Here is an 18,761-nt window from a genome sequence, read left to right as displayed (position 1 = left end):
ATATGCCGTGTCGGTTCCCACGTCCGTCCGGCTTTCAATGAAGACACAAGAGACCGAACAATGTCACAGCAATTCGACTGGAACGCCGCTTCAACGCTTGCCGAGAGCTTCGTCTCGCAATGGGCGGGCAACGAGCCGGGCGGGGCGGTTATCGGTTTCGATATCGGCGGCATCCGGTTTGCCCATGCTGGTGGCGTTGAGAGCCTTTCGACCTTTGCGCCCTTCACGCCGAAAAGCGTGGTGCGTTATGCCTCCGTCACTAAACATGCCTTCTGCGCCATGGTGCTTGCCCATTCCGATCTGATCGGTCTTGACGATCCACTCGGCAAACATCTGCCGGAGCTGCAATCGCCGCTCCGCGAGGTGACGGTCGGGCAGGCGCTGGATATGAGCGGCGGCCTGCCGGATACGCGGGAATGCCTCTCGCTGCTTGGCCTTTCCGTTTACACCGAAACGAAGGCCGGACCGCTTCTCGGCTATCTGTCCAGGCTGACCCGACTGAATTTCGATGCCGGCAGTGAGGTGTCCTATTCCAATACCGGTTATCGTCTGGTGGAAGCGGCGCTGGAGCGTCGCGGTTTCCGTTTTGACGATTTCGTGCAGGAGCAAATTGCCGGTCCGTTCGGCGTGTTCCTGAAGGCGCCGGATGTCTGGAACGATCCGGTCGACGGCCTTGTGCCGGGTTACTGGAAGTCGGAAGACAACTGGCAGCTTTCGGCGGCCGGTCTGCATATCTCCGCTTCCGGCAGTCTTGCCGGCAGTGCCGAAGCGCTGACCCGCTGGCTGCAGGGGCTGATGCGGCGCGAGGGCAGTTTTGCGGGTGTTCTTGACAGGCTTTCGGCTGAGCGGCCGCTTACCGACGGGCGGATGAGCGAATATGGCCTCGGCCTGCGCTGGTCGCATCTGGGGGATACGCGTTTCGTCGGTCATGGCGGTTCGCAACCCCGCTACAAGACTTACTTCCTGCTCGATCCTGGAAACGGCACGGGTTTCGTCGGGGTGGCCAATCGCGAGGATCCCACCGGCTTCAAGATCGCGCTGGAAAGCATGGCGGCTTTGACCGGGCTGCCGCTGCCCAAGCCCGCCGCCAGCCTGCCTGATGGTCTTTACGTGACAGAAAGCGGGCCGTGGTGGCTGGAGATCAAGGGCAGCACCTCGACTTTCATCGATGGCGACGACACGCTTTATGAAGATGTCGATGGCTGGGTCTCTTCCCGCTCCGCATCCTCTCCGATGCGTCTCAGGCTTGAGGGCGATGCCATTGTCGGCGAGGTCGGTCACGCCGCCCGCTGCTTCCTGCCTGTCGCCGATCATGCCGTGCCGGATGATCTTTCGGGAACGTGGCGTTCGGATGAGGGGGCAGAATTTTCGATCAGCGGTTCGTCGCTGACGATGGGCATCGGTCCGACCCGCCGCAGTATGGCCCTGAAGGCGCTCGGTAACGGCCGTTTTCTCTTCACGCTCACAGATGGCCCCTGGACGAAGCGCGTCTGCCTCAACCGGCTGGGCGATGACCGGATCGAGCTGATCTCCAGCCGGGCGCGGATGATCGAATATTATCGAAGCCGCTAGGTCGTCAGGCCGATCCGGCGATTGGCCGCAGCCCCGCGCCTTACAAGAGGGTTTCATTCACGCCTCATTGCACCTAATAAAGACGCTTCTGAATAACCGGGAAGATATTTTTGTTGGGAGTGTGAGCCGTGGAAGTCAAATGGCTCGAGGATTTCCTGGCGCTGGCCGGAACGCTCAATTTCTCGAAAGCGGCGGAGGAGCGACATGTCACGCAATCCGCCTTTAGCCGGCGTATCAAGCAGCTTGAAGCCTGGGTAGGCGCGACGTTGGTCGATCGCGCCTCCTATCCGTCGCGGCTGACCGAGGCGGGCGTGAAGTTCGTGCCGGTGGCGCAGGAAACGCTGAAGCAGCTTTATCATGCGCGGCGCACCCTGCTGCAGGAAGAAGGAGCAGATGCCAGGACTGTTCGGCTGACGGCCCTGCATACCCTGTCCTTCACCTTCTTTCCCGACTGGCTGAAACGGGTCAACGAGACGGCCGGGCCGCTATTTTCAGTATTGCGCCCCGATTCCGGCAGCATGGAGGAAAACCTCAATTCGCTGGTGGACGGGCAAAGCGATTTTCTTCTGACCTATGCCCATCCCGAAGTGCCGATGCTGCTTGATGCGCAGACCTTCGAGTTCCGCGTGCTCGGCGCGGAAAACATCATTCCCGTTTCCGCGCCGGCGAAAGATGGTTCGCCGTTGCATGCGCTGGTGGAAAATGCGCGAAAACCCTTCGCCTATCTCGATTATGAAAAGGCCTCGTTCTTCGGGCCTTTGCTACGCGATCTCCTGAGCGCGCGCCTGCCGAAATTCGAACGTGTGCATGAAGGCAGCATGTCGGTGGGGTTGAAAGCCATGGCGATGGCCGGCTGGGGTGTCGCCTGGGTGCCAGAAAGCCTGATGCGACACGAGCTGGATGGCGGCGCGCTGGTGCGCGCTGCCGATCCCACCTTCGATATTGCGGTCGATATCAGGCTCTATCGATCGAAGGAGAACCGCCGGCCCGTTGTCGAGCGCATATGGGCGGTTCTCGAGGGTTAGAGCATTTCCAGGAAAAGTGGACCCCGGTTTTCCGTCCGGAAATGCGACAAACAAAACGCTTTCGATCAGATCGCCGTGCGGCGGGCGTTTTCGAGGTAGAGCGCGCGCAGGCGGGTCACCATCGGGCCGGGCTTGCCGTTACCCACCGGCTTGCCGTCGATCTTCGTGACTGAAACCACGAAGTTGGAGGCGCTGGTCAGGCAGGCCTCGTCAGCGTTCAGCGCTTCTTCCAGCGTGAAAGGCCGCTCTTCCAGCGTGAAACCGGCTTCCTTGGCCAGTTGCAGGGCGGCGAGACGGGTGCAGCCGGGCAGGGTTTTGTTGCTGTTGCCGCGGGTGATGATCTTCTTGTCGGCGGTGACGATGTAGGCGGTCGAGGAAGCGCCTTCGGTGACGAAACCATCCTCGATCATCCACGCCTCGTCACAGCCGTCAGCCTTGGCGATGCGCTTGGCCATGACCTGCGGCAGAAGGCAGACGGTCTTGATATCGCGACGTTCCCAGCGCTGGTCGGGAACCGATTTGACGGCGATGCCGGCTTCTTCGACCGGGGTGCCGATCAGCTTCTTGGCCTGGGTGAACATGACCAGCGTCGGCTTCAGATCAGCGGAGAACAGGAAGTTGCGGTCTTCGGCGCCACGCGTCAGCTGCAGGTAGATCATGCCTTCAACGAGGTTGTTGTCGGCGATCAGGCGGCGTTCGGCCTCGACGATCTCTTTCGTGGTAACCGGCAGGGCCACGTCGATTTCGCGGGCGCTGCGTTCCAGCCGGGCCATGTGCAGGTCGCTGTCGATCAGCTTGCCTTCCAGAACCGAGGTGACTTCATAAATGCCGTCGCCGAACAGGAAACCGCGGTCGAAGATGGAAAGGCGGGCGTCCGCTTCGGGCAGGAATTCGCCGTTGACGTAAACGATGCGACCGGATGGGCTAGTCATGAAAACTCCGTCTGGAAAAGTCAGGCTGAAAGAAGGGTTTTAAGGGTATCGATGCAAATGGCCTCGACCGTTGCGGCCTTGCCGGCGCCGGGATTGAAACCTGATGTCGTTGTGGCCGTGCAGAGCGAGTTGAGGATCGCCTCCTCGGTTGCCTCTATTGTGGCTTCGAAGAGCGGCGAGATCGCATCGTTGGAAAGCTCGGGATAGTCTGTGACGGCCTTGCGGCGTGCGGGCGTGCGGCGAAGGCGCTCGTCGGTGGAAAATGCCAGGGCATAATCGCCGGAGCCGTTGCTGAGTGCTGCGCCGGTGCGGGCCAGCCCACCAAAGCTTCTGGCGGCCAGGCGCTTCAGATTGCGTGACGACAGCGGCGCATCGGTTGCAACCACGATGACGATGGAGCCGTCCTTGTCTTTGTGATCAGGGCTGACATAGGGCTTGCCGCAGACCAGCAGATGGCCGCCGTAATTGGACTGCACGAGAACGCCGAGCGTATAGGTCTCCCCCGCGATGCTGGCGATGCGGGATGCAGTTCCGATGCCGCCTTTCATGCCGAAGGCAACCGTGCCCGTTCCGGCTCCAACGCCACCCTCGGCCACCGGGCCCGTGGCAGCGTTTCTCAGCGCGGCCGAAATTTCCTCGACGGTCGGACGTCCGGCGCGGATGTCGTTGAGGCGAGAATCGTTGGTCTCTCCGACGACCGCGTTGATGGACACCACTTTTTCATTACCCGGCTGCGAAAGCGTATGGAGGTTGATCGCCTCGATCGCCCGGCCGGTTGCAAGCGTATTGGTGAGGATGACAGGTGTTTCGAGTTCGCCGAGTTCCTCGATCTGGGTCGAGCCCGCAAATTTGCCGAAGCCGTTATAGACGGCGAAGGCGGCGGGCACCTTGTCCTGAAAAAGATTGCCGTCATGCGGCAGGATCGCGGTTGCGCCGGTGCGGATCTTGTCGCCTTCAATCACGGTCGAATGGCCGATGGTCACGCCTTCAACATCGGTGATGGCATTGAGCGGGCCGGTCTCGAAATGGCCGGGCGGCAAGCCGATATCGCGCAGTCTCGGGCGGGTCGTCTGATGCATCGGGCGATCACTTTTGCGGAATGCAGGCTCAAGGTGGAACAAGCGCGGCTTGCGAAAAGCTTTGCTCTGACTTGACGTTAGCCTAGTTCGCCGGGAAACGGCATCGCAAAAATGGAATAGTTTTATGCGGGCAATGGATGCGCTCAGGAGGCGCGTAGCGCCGGTCCCCGTTCACGCTCCAGCCATTGCCGCATCGCGTCTTCGGTCTCTTCGCGTGTGGGTGCGCCGATGCGGCCACCGAAGACGGTGCATTTCAGGGCAGCGGCAACGGAGGAGAGCCGGATGGCGGCGCGGCTTTCCATGCCTTCGGCTATGGCAAGCGCAAAGGTGCCGTGGAAAATGTCGCCTGCCGCCAGCGTATCCACCGCCTTGACCTGCATCGTTTCCTGAAAATGGACAGTGGGATCGCCAGCTTCCGTCCACCAGCAGCCTGCCGGTCCGGCGGTGACGGCGATGAAGGTTTGCGGGTAGCGGGCGTGCAGCACCGGCAGCATGTCCTCTACCGTCTCAGGCCCCGTCAGCCGGGCGGCGGCGGGTTCGGAAAAAACGATGTGGGTCGCGGCGGGTGCGAGCTTTTCGAGGGTTTCGACCGGCGCGACGTCGCCGTCGAGAATGGCGTGTTTGCCGAGCGCGCGTGCCACATCAAGAACATCGAGCGCCAGTTCCGGCCAGCGCACATCCACCAGCACGGCGTCGTAAGCGGCGAGGTCCGCTGGTGTGCAGGAGCGCTTCTTCTCATGCAGCCTGTGATCATAAAAAGGCACGATCAGCCTCTCACCGCGTTCATCGATAATGATTGTGGAGAGTGCGGAGCGTGCGCCGGCGGCGACTGTCATACCTGTGGTGTCGATACCGCTTTCGGCGAGATCGCGCAGGATGCGGGTTCCGGTCTCGTCGTCGCCCACAGCACCCCAAAGGCTGGCGCGCCCGCCCATGCGGTGTACCGCATAGGCTGCGCTGGATGCCATGCCCTCGGCGATCTGCAACATTTCGTAGGGCAGGACCTTGCCTTCACCCTTTGGCATGTCATGGACGCGAAACAGGGTGTCGAGCACGGCTGCACCCACGCACAGCACATGTTTGCGGCTCTCGTGTTGGCTGTCCATGCCCGTCACCCTATGTCTTTGTCTTACGCAATTTTACTCGGCATGCGCCTTAGATGCGCTTGCCGGTTGCCTTGTCGAAAAGGTGAACCATTTCCGGGTCGATGGCGATATGGATCGTATCGCCGAACCGCACGTCCAGCCGCTCGCGGAACAGGCAGGCGATCTCGTCGCCCTTGCAGTTCAGCTTGGCATAGATTTCCGAACCGGTGCCTTCGACCAGTTCGACCCGGCCTTCGATACCGCCGCTTGCTGCACGGATATGTTCCGGGCGCACGCCGTAGACGAGGTCGCGGCCGCCCAGTGCGGCAATGTCGCTGTTGGCGGGCAGGGGAAGGCTTAAGCCCTTCACGGTGCGGAACACGCCTTCTTCGACGCGTCCACGAATGAAGTTCATCGCAGGCGAACCGATGAAACCGGCAACAAAGAGGTTGGCCGGGCGGTCGTAAAGCTCCAGCGGCGCGCCGATCTGCTCGATCACGCCGTCATGCAGCACCACGATCTTGTCCGCCATGGTCATGGCTTCCACCTGGTCGTGGGTGACGTAGATGGTGGTGGTGCCGATGCGCTGGTGCATGGCCTTGATCTCACCGCGCATCTGCACGCGCAACTTGGCGTCGAGGTTGGAAAGCGGCTCATCGAACAGGAAGACCTGCGGATCGCGCACCAGTGCGCGGCCCATGGCAACACGCTGGCGCTGGCCGCCGGAAAGCTGGCGCGGATAACGGTCGAGCAGCTTGTCCAGTCCCAGAATGGCGGCGGCCTTGTCGACCTTGGCTTTGGTTTCGTCGGCGCTCACCTTCTTCAGCTTCAGCGCGAAGCCCATATTGTCCTTCACCGTCATGTGCGGATAAAGGGCGTAGTTCTGGAAGACCATGGCGATATCGCGGTCGCGGGCGGGCAGGTTGCTCACCTCACGCGCGCCGATGTGGATTTCGCCGTCGCTGACTTCCTCAAGCCCCGCAATCATGCGCAGCAGGGTGGATTTGCCGCAGCCGGAGGGGCCGACCAGCACGACGAATTCGCCATCCTTGATATCGATATCGATGCCGTGGATGATGTTGACCGCGCCGAAGCGCTTCTGGACGTTTAGAATATTGACCGGTGCCATGTTTTTGGTTCCCGTATTTTTAATTGGTTGATTCAGCCGCCCTTGACGGCGCCGGCGGTCAGGCCCGCCACGATCTGTTTCTGCGCGAACATGGTCAGCAGCAGCACCGGCAGCGTCACGATCAGCGCGGCTGCGGCAAGCGGTCCCCAGCTCACCTGTTCGAAGGACAGCATGTTGTAGACCGCCACCGGCAGGGTGCGCGTTTCACGGCTGGCCAGCACGATGCCGAAGACGAAGTTGTTCCACGAGAAGATGACCGCGAGGATAAAGGAAACGACGATGCCGGGCTTGGCAATCGGCAACGCCACCAGCCGGAACACCTGCCAGGAGGATGCGCCATCGATGCTTGCCGCTTCTTCCAGTTCCTTCGGCGTGGTTTCGAAATAACCGATCATGATCCAGACCACGATCGGAACCGTCACCACGAGATGGATGATGATCTGCGGCCAGAGCGTGCCGAGCAGGTTCAGCCATTGGAACAGCAGGAACAGCGGAATGAGGAAGGAGAGGCCGGGTGTCATGCGGGCGATCATGATGACGACCGCCGATTTTTCCGCCTTCAGCCGGGCGATGCCGTAACCGGCGGGAACGCCGATCACCAGCGCCAGAATGGTGGCGGCGCCGGTGACGAGGACCGAGTTCCAGAAATAGAGGAAGAAATTATTCTCCTCGAACACCTTCACATAATTTGACCAGGCGAAACGTTCGGGGATCAGGATCGGCGGATAGGCGCCGTTGTCGATCTCGTATTTGAGCGACAGCGAGATCATCCACATGAAGAACAGGACGACCGGCGAAATCATCACCAGCGCCACGAAGAAGAGGCCGATGCGGTCGAGGGTTTTACGTTTGAGCAATTGGCGGGTCATCAGCGGTCCTCCATCTCGTTCCATTGCGCACGCTGGCGCACCATCAAAAGTACGAAGGACAGCGCCACGATGATGATGAAGAAGACGACGGCCATGGCCGAGCCGTAACCGATGTCGTAATAGGCGAATGCCGTGTTGTAGAGATAGATGTTGATGGTTTCAGACGCCGTGCCGGGCCCGCCTTGAGTCATCGCATAGATGATGTCGAAGCTTTTGACGGCGTCGATGGAGCGGATGATGACGGCGATCATCAGAAATGGCGCGATCATCGGCATGGTCAGGTAACGGAATTTCTGCCAGGCGTTGGCGCCGTCGATTTCGGCGCTCTCATAGGGTTCGCGCGGCACGGCGGCGAGACCACCAAGCACGATCAGCATCACGAGCGGCGTCCATTGCCAAGTTTCCACCAGCACCAGCGAGGGGATGACGGTGGACTGGTTGTAGATCCATTCCAGCGGTCCGATATGGATGAAGGACAAGAGATAGTTCAGAACGCCGAGCTGCGGGTGGAACATCATGGTCCAGACGAGCGCGATGGCGACCGGGGTTGCCATCATCGGCATCACGAAGACGCCGCGCAGAAAACCGCGCAACGGAAACTGCGCATCGAAAACCAGCGCCGCCAAGGTTCCAAGGAACAGCGGGGCGACGACCGACAGCACGGTATAGATGAGCGTGTGCCAAAGCGATTCCCAGAAGCGTCCGTCACTTGCGAGTCGGATGTAGTTCTCGAAACCGATAAAGCTCTGCTCCTGTCCGAGCGTCCAGCGATGCGCGCTCATCCATAGCGTAAAGACCCATGGAAAAACGATCACCGCCGAGATGACGACAAGTGCCGGTATGACGAAGGGCCAGTAGTTGGGGGCAAGCCTTGCCGGCCTGCTCCCTTCCTTGCGACTGACGCCTGTTTTGGTGTTTTCGATGCTCACGGAGGCCATTATCCCTCGCTACGCGCCAGAACGGGTGCGAACTGTTCCGTCGCCTTCTTCAATTCGGCTGCCGGGTCTGCGCCGCCGATCATGTTGGTGAGGCCGACGCCGTAGATGTCGCGGAATTCCGTCACCGGAATGATGACGGGCAGGGCAAGCTGTGAGACCTTGCCGGAACCGACGACCGCATCCAGCCAGGCGGCCGGCATCTTCACGCCTTCGCGCACCTTCTGGTCTTCAAGGATGGACTGGCGGAACGGAACGCCGGCACCCGCCTGCAAGAGACGCGCACCCATTTCGTGCGAGATCGCCCATTGGCAGAAGAGATAGGCGGCTTCCTTCTTGCTGCTGGCTTCGACAACACCCAGACCATCGCCGAAAGTACCGGCGGCCTGTGCTGCCGGACCCTTCGGCATGACGCCGTAACCGACCTTGCCTACCACGCGGGACTTTTCCGGGTTCTCGATCGGCGGTGCAAAACCGACGCCATCGAACCACATGCCGATCTTGCCCTGCAGGAAGGCCGATTGTGCTTCCGCCCAGTTGAAGCCGGAGACACCGGGAGGGGCGGCTTTGGTCATCAGGCGCTGATAGAGTTTTGCTGCCTCGACCGCTTCCTTCGATTCGGTATCGATCTTTCCGTCAGCGCTGATCGGCTTTGCGCCGTAACCCAGCATCAGCGAGGTCCAGACCGGGGTATTGGCGTTCTTCAGGCCACGGGCGACGAAACCGTAGGTGTTGGTTGCGGGATCGGTGATCTTTTCCGCCGCCGTCACCAGTTCTTCGAAGGTCTCGGGGTATTTCAGGCCCTTGGCTTCGAAGAGTTCCTTGTTCCAGTAGACGATCCAGTAATCCACCGAGAAGGGCAGCGAGCGCAGCACGCCGTCGCTATCTTTGGCAAACAGCATGCCGGCTTCGGCAAAGTCCTTTTCGACGAGCGAAGGATCGGTCAGCGATGGGTCCTTCAGGAAGCCGCTGATATCGGCCAGCCACTTGCCCTTTTCAAACTGACGCTTCTGAACGTGGTAGCTCAGATGCACAACGTCGAAGCTCGGCTTGCCGGAGGAAAGCTCGATCACGACCTTCTGGCGCTGCTGCTGTTCCGGCGTTGCTTCGGCATTGACCTTGATGCCGGTCAGCGCTTCGAATTCGCCGAGATATTTGATCAGCGTTTCGCTGCGCGGGCTTTTGACGAGGTTGACTTCAAGGGTGGTGCCGGCGTGTTTTTTCCAGTTCACCGCCGCCGATGCCGGGCGAATGCCGAGCGCCGCGCTGCCGCCAAGCGCCGCCGTGCCTGCCAGAAAGGCGCGACGCGTGGGGTTGAGCAATGAATGCTTCATGTCAGTTCTCCTCCAGTTAGCCGGAAATTCTCCTCACCCCGGCTTGTTGCTTATTTTCTTGCAATTCCGGCGCAGGATCCTCTGTGTCCCTGCCGAAATTGCCCTACACCGCCAGCGCCCTGTCCCTTGCGTTGCGGATATGGGCGGTGAGCCGCTCCACGGCGTCTTCGACGGATCGCTTCTCGATGGCTTCGAGAATGGCGAGATGTTCCTTCATCACCGATTTGACGTGACCGGCGATGCGAAAGCGCTCCTGATTGATGAGGCGCATCTTGATGGAATTGACCCGGTAGGCGTTCGAGATGATCGAATTGCCGAGCGCATCGATAAAGGCGTCGTGCATGCCCCAGTCGACCTGCTGCGCGTGCTGATCCAGTTCCGGCGATTCCCCGCCGTTTTCAGCCGCTTCGGCAATATCGCGGTGCTGTTTCAACAGCTTGGCGATGGTCTCGTCGGAGGCCGAACGGGTAAAGAGCGCCACGGCCTCCTTTTCGAGAAAGATACGGAACTGGAACGCCTCGCGGATGAGGTTGATGTCGATATGGGCGACCTGCAACCCGCGCTGCGGCACGGTCTTGATCAGACCTTCCGCCTCCAGCCGTGGAATTGCTTCCCGGATCGCCCCTAGCGGCAAACCGGTCAATTCCACGAGGCGGCGTTGCGAGATGAACTGCCCCGGACGAACGTCGCGCGAGAGAAGGTGATGCGTAAAGCTTTCATACGCCCGTTCCCGCAATGTCTGTTCGCCGGTATCGTCCATGCTCAACCTTTCAAGGTCTGTTCAGGCGGCCTGCCTGCGAAACAGCGCGTCGAATGCGCCTTCGATCTGCCGCCGGTCCTCCGGTGAAATGGCAACGAGCGGCGCGCGCACGTCAGACCAGATATTTTCCCCTGTCGTGTGTGATACCAGCACCTTGACGGCGGGCGTAACCGGGAATTTCAGAAGTTCCACAACAAGATCGACGATGCGTGGGTCGTCCTTGCCGTCAACGGCCATGGCGCGGACTTCCTGCGTCAGGAAATTGGCAACGCCGGAGATAGCGCCCTGACCGCCGAGGCGAACGCCCTTGGCGAGATCGCGCTCATCGCCGATCAGGATGGCGAGATCGCCATGCTCCTTCAGCAGACGCTCGGTATGTGCCCAATTGCCGGAGGAGTCCTTCACGCCGGTGACGATGCCCGGAAACGCCTTCCTCAACCGTCCCACCAGCTCGACCGACAGTGTCACCATGGTCACGGAAGGAATGTTGTAGACGAGTACGTCGCGCGCGCCCTTGCCGATCTTTTCGAAAACCGCCGAGAACCAGGCAAACAGGCCGTCGTCGCTGACATTCTTGAAATAGGAAGGCGGGGCGAGAAGAATATTGCGGGCGCCTGCTTTCAGGGCCTCGGCCGATTGTTCCGCCGCATCCTCGATGGAGTCCACCAGAACGCCGGTGACCAGACGGGAGGGCGCAATGCCTGCCTCGATGAAGCGGGAGAGAATGACCTGCCGTTCGCGGCTGCCGACGGAGCATCCCTCGCCGGTGGTGCCGAAGAGTGTGACGCTGTCGCAGCCATTTGCAAGGCAGCGGCGGGCATGCGCGATCATGGCTTCGATATCGACGGTTCCGTCAGTTTTGAAAGGGGTCGTCAGGGCTGCCGAAAGGCCGAATTTCTGGGTCAATTAAGATGCTCCTCCAAGATGGCTGCAGATTGATGGCATACTGACATGTTAGTTGTAAAGCGGTAATTACAAGATGATTGTTCGGTAGGCTGGAATGGTGGGCGGATTGGTTCCGGAGGCTGCTTGATGGGGTATGTTGCATCCGGTGGGGCATGGTATGTTTGCGGCGGTTTTCGCAGATGCCATTTTTCCGCGGAACACCCAAAAATGCTAAAATAAAATTTGACTGTTTCAGTAAAGATTTTTATCAGGCAATCTGTTTGTGGGATAAAGGGAAGTATCATGACCGTTGTGGAGCCGTCAGCGCCTGTGGAAGAGATTGAGCAGAGCCGAGTGAAGCGCCTGAGGGCTGCGACGCGCGGCGCGCATGGTGGTCTCGATACCTTCATCATGGCAGCCAAGCCGTTTGAGAGCCGGGAGAACTTCGGCAAATTCGTGGAAACGCAATATCTTTTCCATCGCGACCTCGATGCCTTCTTCTCCAATGCAACGCTCGATGGCCTGCTGCCTGATCTCAAAGGCCGCCGCCGTCTCTCCATGATCGAGCAGGACCTTGCCGATCTCGGTCACGCTATTCCCGAAACGGAAGCCCCACGCTTTACTGACGAAACGCCGTTCGATCTGCCGGAGGCCATGGGCTGGCTTTACGTGGTCGAAGGTTCCAATCTCGGTGCGGCTTTCCTCCTGAAAGATGCCGCGAAGCTTGGCCTCAGCGAAGAATTCGGCGCGCGCCATCTGGCCGGCGCTCCGGAAGGGCGTGGCCTGCACTGGCGCACCTTCACCGCCGCGCTCGATGAAATTTCGCTGACGGTCGAAGAGGAAGAGCGTGTTGTCGCAGGCGCCGAGGCTGCCTTCCGCGCCGTGCATGCCTATGCGCAGCAGCGTCTCGTCTGAGGTTTTGGCATAGCTCCGTGATTGAAAATGGCGGCCGGTAGGTTAGCTAAAATTTGCCGACAGAACTCGCTCAGCATTCGACGTCATCCTCGGGCTTGACCCGAGGATCCATTGATTTCAGTGGGTTATGGATCCTCGGGTCAAGCCCGAGGATGACGGCGGAGAGGTTGGAGCTTTTTCGTCGCGTATATTGGGGACGGCTCGAGGGCCGTCCTTTTTCTATTTGTAACTGCCGAATAAACAGGCAAATATTTTGACCAAATGATAAATTTTTTATCTTTTGGTCAAGGCTCAAATGCGTCCCAAAATTTTATCCATTTGATAAAATTATTTTATTTGGTCTGGCACAGAACCTGCTACTCTTTTGTCAAGTCAGGAGACACCTGACGCTAAAAAGGGAACAGCAAAATGGAAGTTGGTGTTTTTATACCGATCGGAAACAATGGGTGGCTCCTCTCCGAAAACGCGCCGCAATACAAGCCGAGCTTCGACCTGAACAAGGCGATCACGCTGAAGGCGGAGCAATATGGTTTCGACTTTGCGCTGTCGATGATCAAGCTGCGCGGCTTCGGCGGCAAGACTGAATTCTGGGACTATAATCTTGAATCCTTCACCCTGATGGCGGGTCTTGCCGCCGTCACCTCCAAGATTAAACTGTTCGGCACCGCCGCCACGTTGGTCATGCCGCCGGCCATCGTCGCGCGCATGGCGACGACGATCGACTCCATTTCCGGCGGCCGTTTTGGCATCAACCTGATTACCGGCTGGCAGCGGCCGGAATACAGCCAGATGGGACTCTGGCCGGGTGATGATTATTTCGGCGACCGTTATGAATATCTCGGCGAATACACCACGGTGCTAAAGGAACTGCTGACGGACGGGCAATCGGACCACAAGGGCAAGTTCTTCCAGATGGAGGATTGCCGGATGAAGCCGGTGCCGCAGGGTGATGTGAAGCTCATCTGCGCCGGTTCCTCCAATTCCGGCATGGCGTTTTCGGCCAAGTTCGCCGATTACAGCTTCTGCTTCGGCGTCGGCGTCAATACGCCCAAGGCTTTTGCGCCCACCAATGAGCGACTTCTGGCGGCAACCGAAAAGACCGGCCGCGACGTCAAATCCGTGGTGCTGACCATGATCCTTGCCGAGGAAAAATCCGAGGATGCCTGGGCGAAGTGGGAGCACTACAAGGCGGGCGCGGATGAGGAGGCGATCAAGTGGCTCGGCCTGCAAAGTTCTGTCGACACCAAATCCGGCTCCGACACCAATGTCCGGCACATGTCCAACCCCGTCTCGGCGGTCAACACCAACATGGGAACGCTGATCGGCGCCTATGAGGAGGTGGCGGCCATGCTGGACGAGATGAGCGAAGTGCCGGGAACGGGCGGCGTGATGCTGACCTTTGACGACTTCCTCGAAGGCGTCGAAAAATTCGGCAAATATGTGCAGCCGCTGATGAAGAGCAGGGCGCATGTTCAGGCCGAACTGGAGGCTGCGGAATGAGCGAAGCCGTCGTGGCGGGTTACAAGGGGCCGGAAAGCCGTTCGGAAAGCGTGACGCTTCCCGCAAGGCCTGAGCCGATTACCCTGAAGCCCAGCGAGACCGCCGTTGTCGTGGTCGACATGCAGAACGCCTATTCGACCGAGGGCGGTTATGTCGACCTTGCCGGGTTCGATATTTCCGGGGCCAAGGGCACCATCGCCAACATCAAGAAGACGCTGGATGCGGCGCGGGCGGCGGGCGTTCAGGTCATTTATTTCCAGAACGGCTGGGACAAGGATTATGTCGAGGCGGGCGGGCCGGGTTCGCCCAACTGGCACAAGTCCAATGCGCTGAAGACGATGCGCAAAAGGCCGGAACTGCAGGGCCAGCTGCTGGCCAAGGGAACGTGGGACTATGCCATCGTCGATGAGTTGCAGCCGCAGCCCGGCGATATTCTGGTGCCGAAGACACGTTACAGCGGTTTCTTCAACACCAATATGGACAGCGTGTTGCGTGCCCGCGGCATCCGCAATCTGGTGTTCGTCGGCATCGCCACCAATGTCTGCGTCGAAAGCTCGCTGCGCGACGCCTTCCATCTCGAATATTTCGGGGTGATGCTGGAGGATGCCACGCATCATCTGGGGCCGGACTATATCCAGCAGGCGACGGTCTACAATGTCGAGAAATTTTTCGGCTGGGTGGCAACCGTCAATGATTTCTGCGGCGTGATTTCGCAGGCCGCACCCGTCACCGATTGATTGAGAAACACAAAGAGGAGAATGAAATGCCGAAGAAGATCGTGGTGCCTGCCGGTACCAGCAAACCCATCGCCCCTTTTTCGCCGGGAACCCTTGCCGATGGCGTGGTTTACGTTTCCGGCACGCTGCCCTTCGACAAGGACAATAATGTCGTGCATGTGGGCGATGCCAGCGCGCAGACCCGTCATGTTCTGGAAACCATCAAGTCTGTCATCGAAACCGCCGGTGGCACGATGGAGGACGTGACGATGAACCACATCTTCATCACCGACTGGGCCAATTACCAAGCGGTCAACACGGTCTACGCTGAATATTTTCCCGGCGACAAGCCTGCGCGTTATTGCATCCAGTGCGGCCTCGTAAAGCCTGACGCGCTGGTGGAAATCGCCACCGTCGCCCATATCGGCAAATAGGGCGAAGCGGCAAGATGATGCATTTCGAGGTTCATGGCCGCACCGATCCTGTGGCGCCCACCATCCTGCTGTCATCGGGACTGGGCGGATCGGGCACCTATTGGGCGCCGCAGATCGAAGCCCTTTCCGATCATTTCCGGATCGTCACCTATGACCATCGCGGAACCGGCAGGACCGGCGGCGAGGTGCCGGTGGATGGCGGCATATCGGCCATGGCGGATGATGTTCTGGAGATCGTCTCGGCTCTGAACCTCGAAAAATTTCACTTCATGGGCCACGCGCTTGGCGGTCTGATCGGCCTCGATATCGCGCTGCGCCAGCCCGGCCTCATCGACAGGCTTGTACTTATCAACGCTTGGAGCAAGGCCGATCCGCATTCCGGGCGCTGCTTCGATGTGCGGATCGAGCTTCTGGAAAAATCCGGCGTTGAGGCTTTCGTGAAGGCCCAGCCGCTGTTTCTTTATCCGGCGGCGTGGATGTCGGACCATCAGGAGCGGCTGGCGCGGGACGACGCGCATGGTGTCGCACATTTTCAGGGCAAGGCGAATGTGCTTCGCCGTATCGCAGCACTCCGGGCCTTCGACGTCGATGCCCGCCTCGGTGATATCGACAATCCGGTGCTGGTGGTGGCAACCAAGGACGATCTTCTGGTGCCCTATACACGGTCGCTGCGTCTTGTGGAGAGTTTGCCGCAAAGTGAACTTTGCCTTCTCGATTTCGGGGCGCATGCGGTCAATCTCACCGAGACTGACCTTTTCAACACGCGGCTTTTGCGGTTTCTGCTGCCGGCAACACGGCCATTCGGACAGGATTTTTAAGACAATGACGACAGCACTCGACGACAAGGCACTTGCAGCACTTTTCACCGCGGCACGCACCCATAATGGCTGGGCTGACAAGCCGGTCGGCGACGAGACACTGAGAGCACTTTACGATCTGACGAAGATGGGGCCGACCTCGGCCAATTGCTCGCCAGCGCGTTTCGTGTTCGTGCGCAGCCCGGAAGCTAAGGAAAGGCTGAGGCCGGCACTTTCTTCGGGCAATCTCGAAAAGACCATGGCTGCACCGGTGACGGTGATCGCTGCTATCGACCGCGAATTTTACGAGAAACTGCCGGTGCTGTTTCCACATGCTGACGCGCGTTCGTGGTTTACCTCTAGCCCTGCTGTCGCCGAGGAAACGGCCTTCCGCAATGCCACTTTGCAGGCGGGTTATCTCATTATTGCGGCCCGCTCGTTGGGACTGGATACCGGGGCGATGTCCGGTTTTGACAAAGGCAAGGTGGATGCGGCGTTTTTCGCGGGCACGACGTGGAAGTCCAATTTCCTGATCAATCTCGGCTACGGCGATCCGTCCAAGCTCTTTGGCCGCCTGCCACGCCTTGGCTTTGAAGACGCCTGTGTACTGGCTTGATGGCCTGTTAAGGAAGGATGGGTTAGATGCGGATGATGTCTCTTGAAAAGGAAGCGGAAATGGAGACGAAGACTGCTGAGCAGCGCAGCCTCGAATACAGAAACGCCATGGCGCGGCTTGGTGCGGCGGTCAACATTGTCACCACTGATGGTGTGGCTGGACGTGCGGGTTTTGCAGCGACGGCGGTTTGCAGCGTTTCCGACAATCCGCCTACCTTGCTCGTCTGCCTCAATCGCAATGCTTCCGCCTACAAGGTGGTGAAGAGCAACGGCGTCATCTGCGTCAACACGCTTGCCTCAAAGCACGAGGCGCTGAGCACCCTGTTTGGCGGCAAGACGCCAGTGGAGGAACGTTTCGCCGCCGGGCGCTGGGGCGTGCTTGAAACAGGCGCTCCGGTTCTGGAAGACGCTCTGGTCTCTTTCGATTGCCGCATCCGCGAAGCACATGATGGCGGCACGCACGATATTCTGATCTGTGATGTCGTCGATATGAAGATCAATGCGGGTGATGAGGCACTGATGTATTTCAACCGGCGTTATCGGGTGCTTTGAGGCGACCGTTTTGGCTGAACACAAGCTCGAACCTCACCGTCGTCATCCTCGGGCTTGACCCGAGGATCCACAACCCGACGCGCGATGGATCCTCGGGTCAAGCCCGAGGATGACGTCAAGGTGGAATGCGTTCTCAGAAAATCAAAAGGGCGTTTCCGGTCTCCCGGAAACGCCCTTTTCATTACTTGATGAGCGGCAGAAGTTCGTTGATCGACTTCTTGGCGTCACCGTAGAACATGCGGGTATTGTCCTTGTAGAACAGCGGGTTCTCGATGCCGGAATAACCCGTGCCCTGGCCGCGCTTGGAGACGATGACCAGCTTGGACTTCCACACTTCCAGAACCGGCATGCCGGCGATGGGCGAGTTCGGATCGTCCTGTGCGGCCGGGTTGACGATGTCGTTGGAGCCGATGACGATGACGACGTCGGTATTGGGGAAGTCGTCGTTGATCTCGTCCATTTCCAGCACGATGTCGTAAGGCACCTTTGCTTCGGCGAGCAGCACGTTCATGTGGCCGGGAAGGCGGCCTGCCACCGGGTGGATGGCGAAACGCACGGTCTTGCCGTCAGCACGCAGCTTGCGGGTCAGTTCGGACACCGCGCTTTGTGCCTGTGCCACCGCCATGCCGTAACCGGGCACGATGATAACGCTGTCGGCATCGTTCAGCGCCGAAGCAACGCCTTCGGCGTCGATTGCTACCTGTTCGCCATCGATTTCCATCGCCGGACCCGTCGTGCCGCCGAAGCCGCCGAGGATGACCGAGATGAAGGAGCGGTTCATCGCCTTGCACATGATGTAGGACAGGATCGCACCCGAGGAGCCGACCAGCGCACCTGTCACGATCAGGAGATCGTTGCCGAGCGTGAAGCCGATGGCCGCTGCCGCCCAGCCGGAATAGCTGTTCAGCATCGAGACGACGACAGGCATGTCGGCGCCGCCGATGCCCATGATCAGGTGATAGCCGATGAAGAAGGCGGCAAGCGTCATCAGCACCAGCGTCCAAGCGCCGGCGCCGTTGCAATACATGAGGAGCAGCACGAGCGACAGGATCGCAGCGCTTGCATTGAGGACATGTCCGCCCGGCAGCTTCTTAGCCTTGCCATCCACCTTGCCGGCCAGCTTGCCGAAGGCGACGACCGAACCGGTGAAGGTGACAGCGCCGATGAAGACGCCGAGGAAGACCTCGACCTTCATGATTGCCAGTTCTACCGGCGTCTTGTGGGCGAGGAGGGCGGAAAAGCCTGTTAGCAACGAACGCGCCGTCTCATCGAGCGAAGCGACATGCGCTTCCTCGATATGGGCGTTGAAGCCGATGAAGACGGCGGCCAGACCGACAAAGGAGTGAAGTGCTGCAACAAGCTGCGGCATCTCGGTCATCTGCACGCGGTTTGCGACGAAGTAGCCGAGAACGGCGCCACCCGCCAGCATCAGAAGTACGATGAACCAGTTGCCGACATCAGGTCCGAAGACCGTGGCGACAATGGCAAGACCCATGCCTGTTATGCCGTACCAGACGGCGCGCTTGGCGCTTTCCTGCCCGGAAAGACCACCGAGGGAGAGGATGAATAGAACGGCTGCGGCAACATAGGCCGCGGAAACGATACCAATGGTCATTATGTGTCCCCT

Annotated in this window: 19 protein-coding genes; 9 read left to right on the top strand and 10 right to left on the bottom strand. The window is 59.6% G+C overall.

Annotated elements, in window-relative coordinates; translation table 11 throughout:
- The first annotated feature begins 60 nt into the window (after positions 1–60).
- Together ASB65_RS08835 and ASB65_RS08830 are read left to right on the top strand one after the other, a co-directional pair.
- Positions 61–1,572: a serine hydrolase domain-containing protein gene (locus ASB65_RS08835; RefSeq protein WP_060723706.1), complete on the top strand. Its 1,512-nt coding sequence runs from the start codon at positions 61–63 to the stop codon at positions 1,570–1,572.
- Between the two features lie 128 nt (positions 1,573–1,700).
- A complete protein-coding gene (locus ASB65_RS08830) occupies positions 1,701–2,597 on the top strand; it encodes a LysR substrate-binding domain-containing protein (RefSeq protein WP_060723705.1) in 897 nt (298 codons plus the stop codon).
- A gap of 65 nt (positions 2,598–2,662) precedes the next feature.
- Here ASB65_RS08830 and ASB65_RS08825 read toward each other — a convergent pair whose 3' ends face one another.
- The 9 genes from ASB65_RS08825 to ASB65_RS08785 all read right to left on the bottom strand — a co-directional run bounded on the left by ASB65_RS08825 (position 2,663) and on the right by ASB65_RS08785 (position 11,626).
- Positions 2,663–3,529, bottom strand: coding sequence for a D-amino-acid transaminase (locus tag ASB65_RS08825; RefSeq protein WP_060723704.1), 867 nt, complete (start codon positions 3,527–3,529; stop codon positions 2,663–2,665).
- A gap of 20 nt (positions 3,530–3,549) precedes the next feature.
- Entirely contained in the window at positions 3,550–4,608 is a 1,059-nt protein-coding gene (locus ASB65_RS08820) for a P1 family peptidase (protein ID WP_060723703.1), read from the bottom strand.
- A 143-nt stretch (positions 4,609–4,751) separates the two neighbouring features.
- Positions 4,752–5,714, bottom strand: coding sequence for a sugar kinase (locus tag ASB65_RS08815; protein WP_060723702.1), 963 nt, complete (start codon positions 5,712–5,714; stop codon positions 4,752–4,754).
- 49 nt (positions 5,715–5,763) lie between these two features.
- Entirely contained in the window at positions 5,764–6,822 is a 1,059-nt protein-coding gene (locus ASB65_RS08810) for an ABC transporter ATP-binding protein (RefSeq protein WP_013636780.1), read from the bottom strand.
- A gap of 32 nt (positions 6,823–6,854) precedes the next feature.
- Positions 6,855–7,691 (bottom strand): carbohydrate ABC transporter permease, encoded by an 837-nt coding sequence (locus tag ASB65_RS08805; protein WP_060723701.1) that lies wholly within the window; start codon positions 7,689–7,691, stop codon positions 6,855–6,857.
- On the bottom strand, positions 7,691–8,629 hold the full coding sequence (locus ASB65_RS08800) for a carbohydrate ABC transporter permease (protein WP_060723700.1): 939 nt from the start codon (positions 8,627–8,629) through the stop codon (positions 7,691–7,693). The genes ASB65_RS08805 and ASB65_RS08800 overlap by 1 nt, the downstream gene beginning before the upstream one ends.
- Complete coding sequence (locus ASB65_RS08795) at positions 8,629–9,960, bottom strand: ABC transporter substrate-binding protein (protein WP_020810418.1); 1,332 nt, start codon at positions 9,958–9,960, stop codon at positions 8,629–8,631. Before ASB65_RS08795 ends, ASB65_RS08800 begins: the two co-directional genes overlap by 1 nt.
- A 103-nt stretch (positions 9,961–10,063) precedes the next feature.
- Positions 10,064–10,720, bottom strand: a complete 657-nt coding sequence (locus ASB65_RS08790) for a GntR family transcriptional regulator (protein WP_060723699.1) — start codon at positions 10,718–10,720, stop codon at positions 10,064–10,066.
- Positions 10,721–10,741: 21 nt separating this feature from the next.
- Positions 10,742–11,626: a dihydrodipicolinate synthase family protein gene (locus ASB65_RS08785; RefSeq protein ID WP_060723698.1), complete on the bottom strand. Its 885-nt coding sequence runs from the start codon at positions 11,624–11,626 to the stop codon at positions 10,742–10,744.
- A 282-nt stretch (positions 11,627–11,908) separates the two neighbouring features.
- Here ASB65_RS08785 and ASB65_RS08780 point away from each other — a divergent pair, with 282 nt between their 5' ends.
- From ASB65_RS08780 to rutF, 7 genes are all read left to right on the top strand, one after another.
- Positions 11,909–12,520: a biliverdin-producing heme oxygenase gene (locus ASB65_RS08780; protein ID WP_060723697.1), complete on the top strand. Its 612-nt coding sequence runs from the start codon at positions 11,909–11,911 to the stop codon at positions 12,518–12,520.
- 408 nt (positions 12,521–12,928) lie between these two features.
- Positions 12,929–14,020, top strand: a complete 1,092-nt coding sequence (gene rutA, locus ASB65_RS08775; RefSeq protein ID WP_060723696.1) for a pyrimidine utilization protein A — start codon at positions 12,929–12,931, stop codon at positions 14,018–14,020.
- A complete protein-coding gene (gene rutB / locus ASB65_RS08770) occupies positions 14,017–14,757 on the top strand; it encodes a pyrimidine utilization protein B (protein ID WP_060723695.1) in 741 nt (246 codons plus the stop codon). The genes rutA and rutB overlap by 4 nt, the downstream gene beginning before the upstream one ends.
- A 26-nt stretch (positions 14,758–14,783) precedes the next feature.
- Positions 14,784–15,170: a pyrimidine utilization protein C gene (gene rutC, locus ASB65_RS08765; RefSeq protein ID WP_003492069.1), complete on the top strand. Its 387-nt coding sequence runs from the start codon at positions 14,784–14,786 to the stop codon at positions 15,168–15,170.
- 14 nt (positions 15,171–15,184) lie between these two features.
- Entirely contained in the window at positions 15,185–15,988 is an 804-nt protein-coding gene (gene rutD, locus ASB65_RS08760; protein ID WP_060723694.1) for a pyrimidine utilization protein D, read from the top strand.
- Between the two features lie 4 nt (positions 15,989–15,992).
- On the top strand, positions 15,993–16,583 hold the full coding sequence (locus tag ASB65_RS08755) for a malonic semialdehyde reductase (RefSeq protein WP_060723693.1): 591 nt from the start codon (positions 15,993–15,995) through the stop codon (positions 16,581–16,583).
- Positions 16,584–16,609: 26 nt separating this feature from the next.
- The gene (rutF, locus tag ASB65_RS08750; protein ID WP_060723692.1) at positions 16,610–17,134 is read left to right on the top strand and encodes an NADH-dependent FMN reductase RutF; all 525 of its coding nucleotides are present in this window, start codon (positions 16,610–16,612) and stop codon (positions 17,132–17,134) included.
- A 181-nt stretch (positions 17,135–17,315) separates the two neighbouring features.
- Here the strand turns inward: rutF and ASB65_RS08745 are convergent, their stop codons facing one another.
- Positions 17,316–18,749 carry an NAD(P)(+) transhydrogenase (Re/Si-specific) subunit beta gene (locus ASB65_RS08745; protein WP_060723691.1) on the bottom strand — a complete coding sequence of 478 codons (1,434 nt, stop codon included), beginning with the start codon at positions 18,747–18,749 and terminating at the stop codon, positions 17,316–17,318.
- Positions 18,750–18,761: the final 12 nt, after the last annotated feature.

It is taken from the genome of Agrobacterium tumefaciens str. B6, assembly GCF_001541315.1.
In the GTDB taxonomy this organism is placed as follows: domain Bacteria; phylum Pseudomonadota; class Alphaproteobacteria; order Rhizobiales; family Rhizobiaceae; genus Agrobacterium; species Agrobacterium radiobacter.
The sequence above is the reverse complement of the archived record's forward strand: the minus strand, read 5'-3'. Positions and strand labels throughout refer to the sequence as shown.

Bases quoted from the DNA above. Each gene is read 5' to 3' on its own strand.
- ASB65_RS08835 (WP_060723706.1), top strand. From the start codon at position 61: ATGTCACAGCAATTCGACTGGAACGCCGCTTCAACGCTTGCCGAGAGC.
- ASB65_RS08825 (WP_060723704.1), bottom strand. From the start codon at position 3,529: ATGACTAGCCCATCCGGTCGCATCGTTTACGTCAACGGCGAATTCCTG.
- ASB65_RS08820 (WP_060723703.1), bottom strand. From the start codon at position 4,608: ATGCATCAGACGACCCGCCCGAGACTGCGCGATATCGGCTTGCCGCCC.
- ASB65_RS08815 (WP_060723702.1), bottom strand. From the start codon at position 5,714: ATGGACAGCCAACACGAGAGCCGCAAACATGTGCTGTGCGTGGGTGCA.
- ASB65_RS08810 (WP_013636780.1), bottom strand. From the start codon at position 6,822: ATGGCACCGGTCAATATTCTAAACGTCCAGAAGCGCTTCGGCGCGGTC.
- ASB65_RS08805 (WP_060723701.1), bottom strand. From the start codon at position 7,691: ATGACCCGCCAATTGCTCAAACGTAAAACCCTCGACCGCATCGGCCTC.
- ASB65_RS08800 (WP_060723700.1), bottom strand. From the start codon at position 8,629: ATGGCCTCCGTGAGCATCGAAAACACCAAAACAGGCGTCAGTCGCAAG.
- ASB65_RS08795 (WP_020810418.1), bottom strand. From the start codon at position 9,960: ATGAAGCATTCATTGCTCAACCCCACGCGTCGCGCCTTTCTGGCAGGC.
- ASB65_RS08790 (WP_060723699.1), bottom strand. From the start codon at position 10,720: ATGGACGATACCGGCGAACAGACATTGCGGGAACGGGCGTATGAAAGC.
- ASB65_RS08780 (WP_060723697.1), top strand. From the start codon at position 11,909: ATGACCGTTGTGGAGCCGTCAGCGCCTGTGGAAGAGATTGAGCAGAGC.
- rutA (WP_060723696.1), top strand. From the start codon at position 12,929: ATGGAAGTTGGTGTTTTTATACCGATCGGAAACAATGGGTGGCTCCTC.
- rutB (WP_060723695.1), top strand. From the start codon at position 14,017: ATGAGCGAAGCCGTCGTGGCGGGTTACAAGGGGCCGGAAAGCCGTTCG.
- rutC (WP_003492069.1), top strand. From the start codon at position 14,784: ATGCCGAAGAAGATCGTGGTGCCTGCCGGTACCAGCAAACCCATCGCC.
- rutD (WP_060723694.1), top strand. From the start codon at position 15,185: ATGATGCATTTCGAGGTTCATGGCCGCACCGATCCTGTGGCGCCCACC.
- ASB65_RS08755 (WP_060723693.1), top strand. From the start codon at position 15,993: ATGACGACAGCACTCGACGACAAGGCACTTGCAGCACTTTTCACCGCG.
- rutF (WP_060723692.1), top strand. From the start codon at position 16,610: ATGCGGATGATGTCTCTTGAAAAGGAAGCGGAAATGGAGACGAAGACT.
- ASB65_RS08745 (WP_060723691.1), bottom strand. From the start codon at position 18,749: ATGACCATTGGTATCGTTTCCGCGGCCTATGTTGCCGCAGCCGTTCTA.